Consider the following 14296-nt stretch of genomic DNA (forward strand, 5'->3'; position numbering starts at 1 on the left):
CGGAATCCAGTAACGTTAAAGAGAGCCGCCGTATACGGTGTCTCTCTTTTTATGACCTGATCCTAATTCCCACTTGGTTCTGAGCCCTTTCAACGCTATAATAGGCATCAAACCAACAGGAAAGGTACGTGAAATCCATGCTGCGATTCAATGCGATACGTACGGGCTATCTGCTGGGCATCTCACTGATACTGGCCGCAATTATTTATTTTTTCGCCTCCAATTGGGGCGGACTGGATCGGACATTCAAGATTGTACTTGCTGCTGCGCTTATTGTTCTGTTCTATGGCTTGTCTTTTGTATTTGCACGGATACGTGCTGTTCCCGGTCAACAAGCTTTCCTGTCTAATATGTTTTTGGTGGCTGGCTGTATAGCCTTTGGCGTTTCCGTGGCATTGCTCGGTCAAATTTACAATTCCCATGCGGACAGCTACGGATTGTTTTTCATTTGGTCGGTGCCGGCTCTACTGCTTAGCTGGATTACTCGCTACAATCCTTTTTATATGCTGTCTTATGTACTAATTCATCTTGGTTTGTGGCTTTATTTTTACCCTACGATGCAAAGTGTGCCTTATAGCGAGCTGGAATCGTTGTCCATTGCCGGAGTGTTCGCAATAGTCAATCTGCTGCTATTTTTATTGACGTTCCTCCATCGTATACATTCTGCTCCACTACAATATATGAGCTTTACGGTTTTCCATATAGCCATGTTAGCGATGACCAATTCTTTTGCATTTGATGAGTATGGCCTGATCATGAATGTACCGCATATTGCTGTGATTGCTTTAGGATTTTATATATTTATCAAGGTGCGGCTGAATAAAACGCTACTGACCTTGAATGCATTGGCACTTTCGGCGTTTGCTGTCTTTAAATTTATAGAGCTGGCTGAGGCGTACTCCTCATCTCTGTTTTTTGTTTTTGGTTTGATTTTTGTGGCGTTGCTGCTGACGGGTAACGTGTGGTTTTTCCGCTATTTGAATCGTTTGGGGAAAACACTGCCGGATTCAGGGACAACGGACATCAGTACATCAAAGAATGAGGCGACCGTCCACGAGGAACATGGCAGTGAATGGATTAGCAAAACCGTATCCCGTGTGATCAAAGTGGTTGGAGTGCTGATCGGTAGTATATCTCTCATCGGATTGATTATGATTAGCACGAATGTAAACCACACCGAATATGTACTGTTGGTTGTGTCGTTGCTGCTTATGATTTTGATGATTGTCATACCGGAATCCAAGCTGGATTCGGTAATACGTTATACACTGCTGACCATCAGCTATATTACAGGCTTGGCGGCCATTCTATGGTCAGATCAGTCGCTGCTTTCGGTATTATTTCTGATCGTTTCCATCGCTGGATGGTTTCGCTCCAAGGGGAAAAGGCAGTTGTTTTTTGCCTACACCTTTGTAAACCTGAATCTGGCGACCATTTTATTTCAGCAGTATCAGGAGTGGGATGGTTGGAACTGGACCTATAAGTTCATCATCTTCTCTCTTTTCATCGTCAATGCCGTGTTATATGGGGTAAGTTACTTTATATCCAAGACGGAGTTAAAAGAACATCTACGGAATAGCTCATTATTTTTCAGCTTGCTGTTCCTGTTTTGGGCGACGTTTTTCGAGGATGTCGTTCCACACTCTTATATGTTCATTAACATTTTTTATTTTGTTATCGTTACCGGGATGGTCTTTGCCTTTGCCCGTCTGAAACAAAAATCGGAGGCTATCACGAGCGTTGTCTTCTGGTTTATTTTTATCGGCTTCAAATATTATGATTTATTGTGGACGCTACTGTATAAATCTTTTACGCTGGCGCTACTGGGGATCATTGCGCTCGGAATTACCTGGTGGGCGGATCGGCGAATGGCCCATAGCGGCAAAGCAGCATTCGATGCTGACCACCGCAGCTTTAGCTTTATGCGCTTAAGCCCGTTACTCATCGCCATTGTCATCGTGCTACAGCTGGGGATCATCGGCTATCAGACGGCGAGAAGTGAAACCCTGCTCGCCACAGGGGCTTCCATTAAGCTCAAACTGGCTCCTGTAGACCCGCGCTCCCTGCTGCAAGGCGATTATGTGGCACTGAATTACGACATATCTACCCCGCCTTCCAAGCCCCTTCTTCAGGAGGAGGAATGGAGCCGAGGCAAGGTCAAAGTCGTTCTCACACCAGATAGCCAAGGAGTATACGTCGCGGATCGCCTATATCAAGATGGTGAAAAACTTGCCAGCCATGAGGTCATTCTAAATGGACAATGGTATGGTTCCCGTATTCTGTACGGTATTGAGAATTATTTCATTCCTGAGGGAACCGGACGTACTGTAGAACAGAACGCACATTTTGCCCATATTCGGGTGAGCCGCAATGGAGACGCGCTGCTAGAACGTTTGGCAGAAAGCTGACCGGATCGGCGAAGGTAGTAAACAAAGCAGGCTGAACCAAGCCCCTCCATTACTGGAGCACAACTTGGTTCAGCCTGCTTGTTTTTTTTGGACCATCGCTTATCTCCGTTTATTCATCTCTCGACCATGATGCTATTTCCTCAATATCCTGCGGCTGAGTCCGGCAACAACCGCCAATCAGACGAGCTCCCGCTTCATACCATTGTCGGACACTTTGTCCGAATGTCTCTGCACAAGTGCTGCCGTGCCATGTCTTGGTGACCGGGTCATATTCCTCCCCCAGATTGGGATATACCACCACAGGCTTATCCGTGTGGCTGCGTATTTCGTGAATAAGCGATGGGACGAATTTCGGCAAAGTGCAATTGATTCCTACAGCAGCCACTTGCTCATGCCCATTCAGCCACTCAGCACATGCAGCGGCAGACTCACCATTGCTGATATGCTGCCCATCCTTTGCGCTAAAGCTGATCCAGGCATACGTGCCAGGGAATTCCTTCAGCAATCGGGCGATGGCCTTGGCTTCAACCAGACAGGGTATCGTTTCACAAGCTAAAATATCTGCACCCGCCTCAATCAGAGCTTTCATACGCGGCCTGTGGAACTCCACTAGCTGTTCCTCGCTCAGTTTGTAATCGCCGCGATACTCTGATCCATCTGCCAAAAACGCCCCGTAAGGGCCTACAGAGGCCGCGACTAGCGGCTTGGGACGATGCCGCTGACTTGCAGTAGCCGTCACGTCAGCCCAAAACTCATCGCGTGCCTGCACAGCAATCCGCACCGATGATTGAATCAGCTCCAGCGCCTCATTTTCGCTTAGGCCTCGTTTAACATAGCCTTCAACGGTAGCCTGATAGCTCGCAGTAATCGCACAGTCTGCCCCAGCCTCAAAATAATCTCTATGCACACGCTTGATCGACTCCGGATGCTCATGGAGGATTTTAGCTGACCATAAGCTATCGTTCAGATCATGTCCATGACGCTCCAGTTCGGTCGCCATCGCGCCGTCCAGCACGATCAGCTGAAATTCGTCCAGTATATGTTGTATCGGATTCATGAGGCCCCTCCTGCTCGTCTTTTCTATTTAACCCACTAATCAAGTAGGGTTTAATGATTTACATTATAGCACGGATGTTGATGGGCACTCACAAAGCCAAGAAATAATCATTCCGTGAAGACGTCCCCTCTCGTTTCATTTGCCATCTGATGTAACGTATAAATTTTTTAAATTAGTTTCATAAGTTAAATTAATTAGATATTGTTCTTTTTTTCACAAAGTCATTTTACTATAAAAGTGCAAACCAACACTTTGGCCAAAAGATCAGGGAATTGCATCGTCACATTCTGCATCGTCATTTATGTGAAAAAAGGTACAAGAGAGGGTTTTATCTATGTCTTTACTAGAAATGATTACAGCGACCTTAACAGATAACAAAATTGTCAGTTCTATCGCTTCCACCGTTTTTATTATCCTTCTTGGTTTCTTTTGCCGTAAGAAGGGGATTTTTAACGCAGCAGTAGGAAAGTTGTTATCCAAGGTTGTTCTAACCGTGGCTCTACCAGCACTAGCCTTTAATTCTTTCATGCAGGACATTAATCCTACAATGTTAAAACAAGGAATGAATGTTTTAATATGGGGAGTTCTAATTTATATTATTCTCATCTTTATTTCTAAACCGTTCTTTCTGAGCTACAACAAGGATAAACAGGATGTTTTGCGGGTGTTAACCATTTTCGGTTCTACGACTTTCTTCGGAATTCCAATTGTCGGAGCCATTTACGGTCCTACCGGAGTGATGTACAGTTCCATTTTTAACATAGGGTACCGCATTTTCTTATACTCCTATGGCTATATCAAAATGAGCGGCTTGAAAATGGAGCTTAAAAATCTCAAAACCATGTTTTTGAATCCAATCGTTATCGCCACGTTTCTAGGCTTGTTTGTTTGGTTGTTTCAAGGTTATTTGCCACAGATGAGAGTAGCTACAGAGGATGGGGCCATTCAGCAGTTCGCCTTTCTGAGAATTGATCAAACCGCTGTCTGGCTGTTCAAGCCCATGACCTACCTTGCTGGACTAGCTTCTCCGTTAGCCTGGTTATCGATTGGCTCGACATTAGGGGAGATCAGCTTCAAGTCGGCAGCTACTGATAAGACCTCTTGGTATTACAGCATAGTTAAGGTTTGGCTTGTACCTATTGTTAACATCGTCTTGCTGGCTTTGTTGACTGTATCTCATATTCTGTCAGTCGATTCAGTCGCTTTAGCTACTATTGTCATCATGATGGCAACTCCTACAGCTACCGTAGCCGCAGCCTATGCCATCAGTTTTGATAAGGAAGCCATATTGACCTCCAATGCATCGCTTCTCTCAACTATTACTTCTGTCGTCATGATTCCAGTGTGGATCGTTACGCTCAATGTCATTGATAAAATTGGAATTTTCTAAATCAGGGGGAAAACAACATGTTAAAAATCATTTGCTATGGTGTCCGTTCTTATGAGAAACCCTATTTCCAGGATCTCAATAAATATAACTTTCAACTAACGCTGGTAGAAGAGTTGTTAACCACCAGCAATGCAGAATTGGCACAGCATCACGATGCCGTTTTGCTAAGAGGAAACTGTGCTGCCAATCGGGAAAATATCACAAAATTCAATGAATACGGCATTCGATATGTTTTTACCAGAACAGTCGGAATCAACCACATTGATTTGGATGCCTGCAGCGAATTCGGAATGAAGGTGGCACGCGTGCCATCCTACTCTCCGAATGCCATCGCCGAGCTCTCCTTAACCTTAGCAATGATGCTGTTCCGACACACCGCTTATATGACTACCAAAAGCTCGTTCAAAAATTTCATTGTGGACGAGCATACATTCAGCAAAGAGATTCACAATTGTAAAGTTGGGATTATTGGGGTCGGCCGCATCGGTCTGACGGAAGCCAAATTATTTAAAGGATTAGGTGCTTCTGTTATCGGCTATGATGTGTACCAATCTGACGCGGCCAAGGAAGTCATTCCATTCACAACCTTGGATGAATTACTGGCAGAGTGTGATGTCGTTAGTGTGCATGTTCCTTATCTGCCGGGACAGAACGACAAAATGATTAACGCCAGCTTTTTAGCAAAAATGAAAAAAGGATCTATTCTCATCAATACCTCACGTGGAGAATTACAAGATAACCAAGCCATTTTGGACGCTTTGCTCAGTAACCATCTGGAAGGCTTCGCTACGGATGTCTTCCCTAAAGAAGATGAATTATTCTTTAGAGCATTTGAACCATGGCAAATGCTCCCGGACCCAACGATCCAGAAGCTTGTGGAGCTGTATCCAAGAGTTTTGGTAACGCCTCATGCTGGCTCGAATACCGTTACGGCGTTATCCAACATGATTGAAACTAGCTACGACAACTTCCATGATATCGTTACAACTCATTCTTCAGATAACCTAGTCCCACTTCCTGTTCTCTCTATGAAATAATTAGGAAGCTCGGTACTCTTGTGAACAAAAAAAGAACCGCTATTTCCAGATTACAATGGAAATGGCGGTTCTTTTATATCAGGATTCAACTGATAGAGCATTAGCGGCCTGCCAACCTTGTGGTATTCTATCGATTCAACGAGAAAGCCATCGTCCACCAGGAACTGAATATATTTTTTGACCGTGATACGGGACAAGTCCACTTCTCTAGCTAACGTTTCAACCGAGAAGGGGCCGTCCAGCTCTTGAATACTCTTCAGTATCGTGGTCATGGTCAGTTTGGACAAATTTTTAGACAGGTTTTTCGATAGATTATGCGGTGGATGTTCAACAGGTTTTTTCTTTTCCACACCCGTATGCTCTTCTTTATTAAAATAATGGTCAATAACAGCTTGATTAATTCCGTTCCCTTCCTCCATCACCGTGGCTAGACGCTGGATTTTCTCAACAGCCAGTCTAAAGCGTTCGAATGTAAAGGGTTTAATTAAATAGTCTGCAACACCATAAAAAACAGCTTCCTTCACCGTCTGAATATCTTTTGCAGCCGTAATTAAAATAACCGAAGCATGGTACTGATGCTCCTGCATATGGGATAGCAAGGTTAATCCGCTTTTTCCGGGTAAATACACGTCCAGCAATACCAAATCCGGTGTGTGTTTCTGAAGATAATCCTGCGCTTTCTGGACGGTATCTGCTTTACCTACCACATCCAAGTTGTCCATACGCTCAATAAACTGTTGGTTGAGCTCAGCAACCATGGGATCATCCTCAACAATGAGTACCTTCATTCACTCGTCACCTCCAATGTACAGGGCAACTCTACATAGATACTTGTTCCCAGGCCAGGTTGGCTGTCAATTTCAATGATGCCCTGGTGATTATCCACCATGGTTTTAACCAGATTCAAGCCGTAACCCCTGTCCTCTCCTTTGGTTGAGAAGCCATGCTCGAATATTCTTTGTTGCATTTCGGAATCAATCCCCAACCCATTATCCTTCACTTTCAAAATGAACACATTTCCCTCGCACTCATAATTCAATTTTAATTCAATTTTGCCGGGTTGTTTTTTTTGTAAAATGGAGTCTATCGCGTTATCAAAAAAATTGCCCAATATGTGTATAACATCATGAACAATGTCCTGCATCTCTACATTGGAGACATTCGAGCTTTCTTCCAGTAACACCGAAATATTCTGCTCGCGTGCTTCGTTGATTTTCCCCATAATAAAACCTGCTAACGCCGGAACCTTAATTCTCTCTGTTAGAAAGCCTACTTCATTTTGATACCGGTGATTTAGCTGCTGAATATACTGACTGACCTCTTCATATTTCCTCATCTCAATCAGTCCGGAGATCACGTGCATTTTGTTCATAAACTCATGCGTCTGTCCGCGAAGAGAGTTAATATAATATTTGGTGCCACTTAACTGATTACTAAGATGAATCATTTCGGATTGATCGCGCAGTGTGGCAACTGCCCCAAAAAACTCATTTTCAACATGTATAGGGGTTACTGTCGCAATGACTTCTATACCATTCACATAAAACGAGCGATCCTTGATCTTCTTCTTATCATCAAACACTCTCTTGAAGAGCACATTATAAAAGTTGGTATCTAGCTGCTCGCCAATCGGGGCTTTCATCTCTTGGTTCGCCAGTTGGTACTTGGCCTGAGCTTCTTTGTTCATGAGCATAATTTTCTTGTCCGCCGAAATGGCTATAATTCCTTCAGCGACCTCATTTTCAATAATTTCTTTTTCGCGCAATCGTGTTGCTATCTCTTGCGGCTCAAGCCCAAATAAAATCTTTTTGATTTTCTGAGCCAGAATGATCGCCCCCAGAACTCCACTAAAGAGCCCCAGCATCAGTCCTCCAAAAATGGTATACTGCGCCTGCATCAAATCATGATTTAGCGTTCTCATGGTCAGTCCTACACATACAATGCCAATGACCTCATTCTGTTGATTGAATATCGGCGTAAAATATCGGTAGCCTTGACCCAAAACACCGATATTCTCAGAGAAATGTCCCTGACCGGATAGCGCCTTTCTGGCATCATTCAGATCAGAGAACGGCTTGCCAATCATGGTTGCATTAGGATGGGATAGCCGAATTAAATCGTGGTTCAGTATGACTACAAAATCTACATTAACGTTATGCATGACTCCAAGCGAGTAATCCTGGATCTGTCTCACAGGAACTCCTCGCTCAACATTACGAATCACATCGTTGTCACTGGCAACCACCTTGGCAATACCCGAAAGTTTTTCCTTCGTATTATCAAAATGTTGGTTAATTACGAAATTACGAATGAGAAGCAAGGATATAATCAAGGAAATAATAATAACTAAAACAACCAAAATAATAATCATGAATTGTAGCGAAACCTTGAATTGTCGTCTCGGCTTCGACTTACCTATTAACCGCAATCCCATCACCCAGCTTCTTTGTCAAGCTCTCCATTAGGAAAAAGAGCCTATCTCTTCCCCTATAACCCCTTGTTATTCGACACCGTTTGACAATTTCCTTCTTATTTCGTAAGCTCTATGCATTCCAGCGACAACAACGTAAACTTTATCTGAATTAAGACAATATGCTGAATAAGGAAGTATCAACTCTCCATAATAAGGACGTATACCTAACGAATGGAGGATATAGGATGATCGAAAATCTCGAAAGTAACTACAACTGCGCCAATGCAGGGCAGGATCTTCATCAGCTCAAGCAGGAACTCGCTGCGCTTCAGGAACAAGGTGCGAACGACCAGGCGTCCGAGGAAGCCATTCATCGGCTGGAAAATCAAATTTCGTTCATCTTGAACAAGTGCGATATTAACCATTAGTCGAGTTTGGCTGTTGAGTTAAATAAAAAAGATAACTTTTAGCTACGACCTTTTCCTGGTACTCTGCCGAGAAAAGGTCGTTAATTTTTTCAGGAATCGCTCCTGGTTAAACAGTAAACTGCAAGATCGTCATCAAGTGTCCAGTTTAAAATTGATCTGACATAAACAATATCTTCTTTCTGTAAATAATGTATTGAATACATCTTAATCCATACAGTAAACTCTAAGTTAAAAGCTTGTTAAATCCACCATTAGACTAGGGTATCCCCTTAATAATCAGCTATTAATGCCAGTAATATGGAAATGAATGAAGGATAAAGGTTAGAGTTTACTTTGATGACTGGAGGAGAAAGTGATGTCCACGATTAAAGAAATTTCGGAGAAAACTGGAATTACCCCATATACTCTTCGGTTTTATGAACGGGAAGGAATTCTACCATGCGTCAAGCGCGATTCGAGTGGCAATCGATTGTATGACGAAGAGAGTATGGACTGGTTGAATTTTGTGTTGGCGCTGCGGGCGACGGGCATGCCACTTGCCGAGATCAGGAAATATGTAGATTTATACCAAAAAGGCGAGAACACGCTTAAAATACGTAAACAAATGATGCTTATGCACAAGGAAAAAGTGGAGAAGGACCTCTCGGAAACTATTAAATATTTGGAGCAAATCAATTACAAGCTGGCATTATATGACATGCAGGAAAAAGGATTGACCAAGATGCTGCCCTAGATCGTCTTTTTGCAACATTTCACTCTAAGTGGAGCGCGTTCCCCGGATGGAGAACGCGTCTTTTTTAGCGCATATATTAGAGTAAACTCTAATATATTTCATGTAGTTGTTTTCCGTTTTTTCCTATTTATTATTCTTCATTATCTAAAAAACCACGGATTTGTGGGGATTTTGCCTGTGCGAATTATTAAATCATTGAAGCTTGACTTATATTAAACTCTAATTGATAACCTGGAATCAAGCCAACGATTACTGGCTAATATAAGAACAAAGGGGAAGTACACATGAATACAAAAGTAGCAATCATCACAGGTGCAAGCAGCGGAATGGGAGCGGCAACGGCTAAACTTCTCGCTCAACACAACATTAAAGTCATGCTTGCTGCTCGCCGGGAAAACCGATTACAGCAACTTCAAGAAGAAATCCGTAACGCTGGAGGTGAAGCCAGCTACAAGGTGACTGACGTCACCTCGTTTGCCGACGTGGAAGCATTGGTAGATGAAACCATTAAAGTCTATGGACAAATCGACATTTTGATCAATAATGCTGGGATAATGCCACTTTCGTTCTTCAAAAATTTGAAAGTTGACGAATGGGAGAGAATGATCGATGTGAACATTAAGGGCGTCCTCTATGGGATGGCGGCAGTGTACAAACATATGGAAGAACGTAATGAGGGACATATCATTAATTTCTCGTCCATTGCGGGACATATCATCTTCCCTTCAAGCTCTATTTATAGTGCGACTAAGCATGCCGTACGGATTTTAACAGAAGGTATGCGAACCGAATTAGGACCCATGCAAAATATTCGGACGACTCTCATCTCCCCTGGCGCGGTGGAGACCGAGCTGTACGATACCATCACCGACAACTCGATTTATCCGGCATTGGAGAAATTGGGCAGCCAGGAATGGAGTCAACTTGACCCTAGCGACATTGCGAGAACCATACTGTTTGCGATCCAGCAGCCGACTAACGTAACGATTAACGAACTGATTGTCCGCCCCACGTCTCAAAGCTTATAAAGCTGTCGCTACAGCCGCAGCGGTTCCAATCTTCTCCTCTAAAAAAGATAGAGAAATTACAAGTAATTCCTCTGAGGAAGGCCAGTTTGTACTGATGTTGTCCCGACACTTGTCGAGGACAAGAACATGGTACCGTTGAAAGTCGCTATTAGGTCATATTCCTGTAAAGTAACAGGGCTAAAAGACACTTTGAAGCAGCATCCGTTTCTCGGTATTCAACCGGGGAACGGTTGTTCATTTTCCTGGAATCCACTTTGGTTATACAATGAGATATATTCATATACCTGTTGTTCTGCCTCGGCTAAGGTTTCAGGTTTGCTTATCTGTGCAGGCATTGTCCAGACAGTTTCCTCACCTGGAATGGCATTCGAGGATTCCGAGCTTTTCCCTCTCCAGATTTACATCCTTACTTAGTGTGTCTAGTGTTTCGTTAACGAGGAAGATTGTTTCGTTGTGAAGGACGCCAAGCGACGATTTGCTTCTAAAATCTCAGAGTACTGGCGAAAGGCTTGTCTTTTTTGTCCATGAAGAAACCCCTCCGTTCAACAAGATTAAATCCATCTATCTTACCAGATGTCTCTTTTCTCTTGTCTACTTAAAGGGGATAATACCAGTTTTGTATGCTTTTGTTTATGCATAAGCAGATACCAAATTACAAAATTCCTCGTATCTCATCCAATGACTGCACCTTTTCCAGCTGCATCCATTGTTCAAGGCCATGTACCAGCTCAGCCCCTGCATGTAAATGAACAAAATTGTACGTTCCCACCTGAATGGCAGCGGCCCCTGCCATGGTGAATTCAATAATATCCTCTACCGAGCTAATCCCGCCCATCCCGATCACCGGAATCGACACCGCCTGCGCCACCTGGTGAACCATGCGCAAGGCAATTGGCTTAATTGCCGGGCCGGAAAGACCAGCATACGTGTTGGCGAAGACACTGCGACGCCGGCGTATATCTATTTTCATCGCAGAAAATGTATTGATCAGCGAAACTCCGTCTGCGCCTTCTTCCTCGCACATAACCGCCATCTGCGTGATGTTCTCTGCGTTTGGAGACAGCTTGACGACCAACGGAAGCGCCGTCACATTGCGCACCTGACGCACAACCTCCCGCGCTACCTCCGTCCGGATACCAAATTGCATTCCCCCCTGCTTCACATTGGGACATGAAATGTTCAATTCCAGCATATCAACGCCTCTGCGGTTCATCGTGCGTCGTTTTTGTGCGTTTTCCGTAATCATCGCTACGGCCTGAACATATTCCTCCAGATTGGAGCCGCCCACGTTGGCAATAACAGCCGTGTTCCAGTGAGTCATGTCATCCAGTTCATCCTTCAAAAAGGCGGCAACCCCCGGATTCTCCAGCCCTACACTATTGAGCATGCCGGATGCTGTCTCATGTATTCGTGATCCCGTATTACCAGCCTTCGGATGCAGGGTTAGTCCCTTGCCGACGATACCGCCCAATAATTCAGGAGAATAAAATTCTGCATACTCACGTCCGAATCCAAACGTACCGGAAGCCATGATGATCGGGTTCTTGAACGGTACACCCGCAATATTACACGCCATGGAGATCATCGAACTCCACCTCCTCCACCGGGAATACAGGTCCTTCTTTACATACCCTCCGATTGCCTCCACGGGTACGCATCGTACAGCCCAAACATGCGCCAATACCACAGGCCATGTGTCTTTCAGTTGAAATATATAAACGGGACGACGTATCCACCGTTTTCATGGCGAGTGCTTGCAACATCGGAGTTGGCCCGCAGGAGAACATATTTGCATAGAGCGTCGGATCGATCTGTTCGACGATGCTTCCCCCTACCTTGACCTGTACAGATGCCGCCACAGCTTCGAACGCTTCAACCCCGAAGGCTTGCTGTGCAAACCCCAGATAAACATGCGCATGCGGGTAATACTTTGCAGCCAACAGCAACGGAGCTGTACCCATGCCACCGCCGATTAAAGCCAAACTACCCTCTACCTGCGGAAAACCGTTTCCGAAAGGTCCTTCTAACTGAATCTCCTGACCAGGCTGTAATTGGGAAAACAAATTTGTCCCCTCTCCAACAACCCGATACAAAAAGGAAATACTCTCTTCCCCGATATCATAAATGCTGATGGGTCTGGGCAGCAGTGGATAACCTGTCCCACTGCGCAGCATGTAAAACTGCCCCATGTTCCCTTTAAACTTTCCCTCTATTTTCATCACATAGATGCCCGGAACGAGCGCCACATTTGAAATTACGTTAGCCATATAACCCCTCCACTAACCACTCACTATAACGTAAAAGCAGCAACTATTACGTGACTATTTTCACATTTTAGGGCAACGTTTCGCCCTACGACTCGTGATATAAAAAAGCGTACTCCTGTTAGAGAGTACGCTTGTGTATTTATTTAACTAATGGCTTCGCGCTCCGCATTGCGGCTACCCTTGGCATCCTTGCGAATTTGCTTGCTACGTAGCTGTCCGCAGGCTGCGTCAATATCGACTCCATGCTCCAGCCGAACACTACAGCTAATGCCTTGTTTTTTCAGCACATCATAGAAGCCCGTAATCGACTCCGACTCACTCCGCTGGTATTGGCTATGCTCATCCACCGGATTGTACGGAATCAGGTTTACATTGGCCAGATTACGACGATGGCCCACCAGCTCAGCCAGTTCGAGCGCATGCTCCTTACCGTCATTAACATCCTTCAGCAAGATGTACTCCAGCGTAATCCGACGATTTGTTTTGTCCAAATAATAATCAATCGCCTGCATGAGTTTCTCAATCGGAATCGCACGGTTGATCTTCATAATGCGAGTACGAATCTCATTATTCGGAGCGTGGAGGGAGATCGCCAGATTGACATGCAGGTCGGAATCTGCAAATTCAATGATTTTATCAGCAAGTCCACTTGTGGAAACGGTAATATGCCGCGGCCCAATCGCCAGCCCTTTGTGATCCTTAATGACCCGAATGAAATCGGACAGGTTCACGAAGTTATCAAACGGTTCGCCAATTCCCATTACAACAACATGACTGACTTGGTCCCCCGGACGTTCCTGATCCAGATACAGCTGGACCTTCATAATTTGCTCTACAATTTCACCGCTGGACAGGTCACGGCTCTTCTTCAACAATCCGCTCGCACAGAAGCTGCACCCAATGTTACATCCTACCTGCGTAGTCACACATACGGATAAGCCAAACTTATGCCGCATCAATACCGTCTCAATCAAATTACCATCCTGAAGCCGGAACAAGAACTTGACCGTCCCGTCTGCTGACTGTTGCTTCACGTGTTCTTCAAGTGTTTCAATGGAAAAGTGCTCTGCCAACAGGCGGGTACAATTCTCATGAACCTCTGCCATCGCTGCAAAATCAGTAACCCGCTTCCGGTACAATGCGTCCCACACCTGCAATGCCCGGGATTTCTTATGTCCATGCTCGATGAGCCATGCTGTCAATTGATCTAGCGTTAATCCATAAATGGATTCTTTTTTCATGTTCGATCCTCTTTTCAAAACATTCAAATTCGTCTTCCTCTATATAAAACTAAGCACGCACCATTCGTCTCAACCATCATTGCATCATAGCATGTTTAAGCAATCTGCGCTATTTAAACGCCTCTTTCATTGTCCCAAATTTTAATTATGAACACAAGGGGGCAGGCACATTGTTTCTCCAAAATTTCATTGTGAAATTATGTCTTGAAACCAAGTACAAGCCACATTAAACTAGGCGACAGAACCTGTTCAACTAGAGCACGCAAAGACAGGATTACAGATACTCCTAATGAT

Annotated in this window: 12 protein-coding genes; 6 read left to right on the forward strand and 6 right to left on the reverse strand. The window is 44.4% G+C overall.

Annotated features, from left to right (window positions below; translation table 11 throughout):
* The first annotated feature begins 137 nt into the window (after positions 1–137).
* Positions 138–2408, forward strand: coding sequence for a GDYXXLXY domain-containing protein (locus G9G54_RS11605; RefSeq protein WP_185156296.1), 2271 nt, complete (start codon positions 138–140; stop codon positions 2406–2408).
* Between the two features lie 109 nt (positions 2409–2517).
* Here G9G54_RS11605 and mmuM read toward each other — a convergent pair whose 3' ends face one another.
* On the reverse strand, positions 2518–3465 hold the full coding sequence (mmuM, locus tag G9G54_RS11610; protein ID WP_165178142.1) for a homocysteine S-methyltransferase: 948 nt from the start codon (positions 3463–3465) through the stop codon (positions 2518–2520).
* Positions 3466–3799: 334 nt separating this feature from the next.
* Between mmuM and G9G54_RS11615 the strand changes: the two genes are divergently transcribed.
* Both G9G54_RS11615 and G9G54_RS11620 read left to right on the forward strand, forming a co-directional pair.
* Positions 3800–4855: an AEC family transporter gene (locus G9G54_RS11615; protein WP_165178144.1), complete on the forward strand. Its 1056-nt coding sequence runs from the start codon at positions 3800–3802 to the stop codon at positions 4853–4855.
* Between the two features lie 17 nt (positions 4856–4872).
* Entirely contained in the window at positions 4873–5892 is a 1020-nt protein-coding gene (locus tag G9G54_RS11620) for a 2-hydroxyacid dehydrogenase (protein WP_075154953.1), read from the forward strand.
* Positions 5893–5942: 50 nt separating this feature from the next.
* On the opposite strand, the gene G9G54_RS11625 is transcribed toward G9G54_RS11620, so the two are convergent.
* Together G9G54_RS11625 and G9G54_RS11630 are read right to left on the reverse strand one after the other, a co-directional pair.
* Positions 5943–6680 (reverse strand): response regulator, encoded by a 738-nt coding sequence (locus tag G9G54_RS11625; protein ID WP_165178146.1) that lies wholly within the window; start codon positions 6678–6680, stop codon positions 5943–5945.
* Positions 6677–8263: an ATP-binding protein gene (locus G9G54_RS11630; protein WP_238807978.1), complete on the reverse strand. Its 1587-nt coding sequence runs from the start codon at positions 8261–8263 to the stop codon at positions 6677–6679. Before G9G54_RS11630 ends, G9G54_RS11625 begins: the two co-directional genes overlap by 4 nt.
* Positions 8264–8550: 287 nt before the next feature.
* Here G9G54_RS11630 and G9G54_RS11635 point away from each other — a divergent pair, with 287 nt between their 5' ends.
* The 3 genes from G9G54_RS11635 to G9G54_RS11645 all read left to right on the forward strand — a co-directional run bounded on the left by G9G54_RS11635 (position 8551) and on the right by G9G54_RS11645 (position 10494).
* Complete coding sequence (locus tag G9G54_RS11635; RefSeq protein WP_165178150.1) at positions 8551–8733, forward strand: DUF2524 domain-containing protein; 183 nt, start codon at positions 8551–8553, stop codon at positions 8731–8733.
* A 355-nt stretch (positions 8734–9088) separates the two neighbouring features.
* Complete coding sequence (locus G9G54_RS11640; RefSeq protein ID WP_165178152.1) at positions 9089–9466, forward strand: MerR family transcriptional regulator; 378 nt, start codon at positions 9089–9091, stop codon at positions 9464–9466.
* Between the two features lie 284 nt (positions 9467–9750).
* Positions 9751–10494 carry an SDR family oxidoreductase gene (locus tag G9G54_RS11645; protein WP_165178154.1) on the forward strand — a complete coding sequence of 248 codons (744 nt, stop codon included), beginning with the start codon at positions 9751–9753 and terminating at the stop codon, positions 10492–10494.
* A gap of 652 nt (positions 10495–11146) precedes the next feature.
* Here the strand turns inward: G9G54_RS11645 and G9G54_RS11650 are convergent.
* The 3 genes from G9G54_RS11650 to rlmN form a co-directional block, all read right to left on the reverse strand.
* Positions 11147–12079 (reverse strand): dihydroorotate dehydrogenase, encoded by a 933-nt coding sequence (locus tag G9G54_RS11650; RefSeq protein ID WP_165178156.1) that lies wholly within the window; start codon positions 12077–12079, stop codon positions 11147–11149.
* On the reverse strand, positions 12060–12761 hold the full coding sequence (locus G9G54_RS11655) for a dihydroorotate dehydrogenase electron transfer subunit (RefSeq protein ID WP_061829811.1): 702 nt from the start codon (positions 12759–12761) through the stop codon (positions 12060–12062). Before G9G54_RS11655 ends, G9G54_RS11650 begins: the two co-directional genes overlap by 20 nt.
* A gap of 143 nt (positions 12762–12904) precedes the next feature.
* Entirely contained in the window at positions 12905–14002 is a 1098-nt protein-coding gene (rlmN, locus tag G9G54_RS11660; protein ID WP_165178158.1) for a 23S rRNA (adenine(2503)-C(2))-methyltransferase RlmN, read from the reverse strand.
* Positions 14003–14296 lie beyond the last annotated feature (294 nt).

Origin of the sequence: Paenibacillus sp. EKM212P (assembly GCF_011066115.1) — a bacterium.
In the GTDB taxonomy this organism is placed as follows: domain Bacteria; phylum Bacillota; class Bacilli; order Paenibacillales; family Paenibacillaceae; genus Paenibacillus; species Paenibacillus polymyxa_B.

Coding starts and splice junctions, on each gene's coding strand:
- G9G54_RS11605 (WP_185156296.1), top strand. CDS start 138: ATGCTGCGATTCAATGCGATACGTACGGGCTATCTGCTGGGCATCTCA.
- mmuM (WP_165178142.1), bottom strand. CDS start 3,465: ATGAATCCGATACAACATATACTGGACGAATTTCAGCTGATCGTGCTG.
- G9G54_RS11615 (WP_165178144.1), top strand. CDS start 3,800: ATGTCTTTACTAGAAATGATTACAGCGACCTTAACAGATAACAAAATT.
- G9G54_RS11620 (WP_075154953.1), top strand. CDS start 4,873: ATGTTAAAAATCATTTGCTATGGTGTCCGTTCTTATGAGAAACCCTAT.
- G9G54_RS11625 (WP_165178146.1), bottom strand. CDS start 6,680: ATGAAGGTACTCATTGTTGAGGATGATCCCATGGTTGCTGAGCTCAAC.
- G9G54_RS11630 (WP_238807978.1), bottom strand. CDS start 8,263: ATGATTATTATTTTGGTTGTTTTAGTTATTATTATTTCCTTGATTATA.
- G9G54_RS11635 (WP_165178150.1), top strand. CDS start 8,551: ATGATCGAAAATCTCGAAAGTAACTACAACTGCGCCAATGCAGGGCAG.
- G9G54_RS11640 (WP_165178152.1), top strand. CDS start 9,089: ATGTCCACGATTAAAGAAATTTCGGAGAAAACTGGAATTACCCCATAT.
- G9G54_RS11645 (WP_165178154.1), top strand. CDS start 9,751: ATGAATACAAAAGTAGCAATCATCACAGGTGCAAGCAGCGGAATGGGA.
- G9G54_RS11650 (WP_165178156.1), bottom strand. CDS start 12,079: ATGATCTCCATGGCGTGTAATATTGCGGGTGTACCGTTCAAGAACCCG.
- G9G54_RS11655 (WP_061829811.1), bottom strand. CDS start 12,761: ATGGCTAACGTAATTTCAAATGTGGCGCTCGTTCCGGGCATCTATGTG.
- rlmN (WP_165178158.1), bottom strand. CDS start 14,002: ATGAAAAAAGAATCCATTTATGGATTAACGCTAGATCAATTGACAGCA.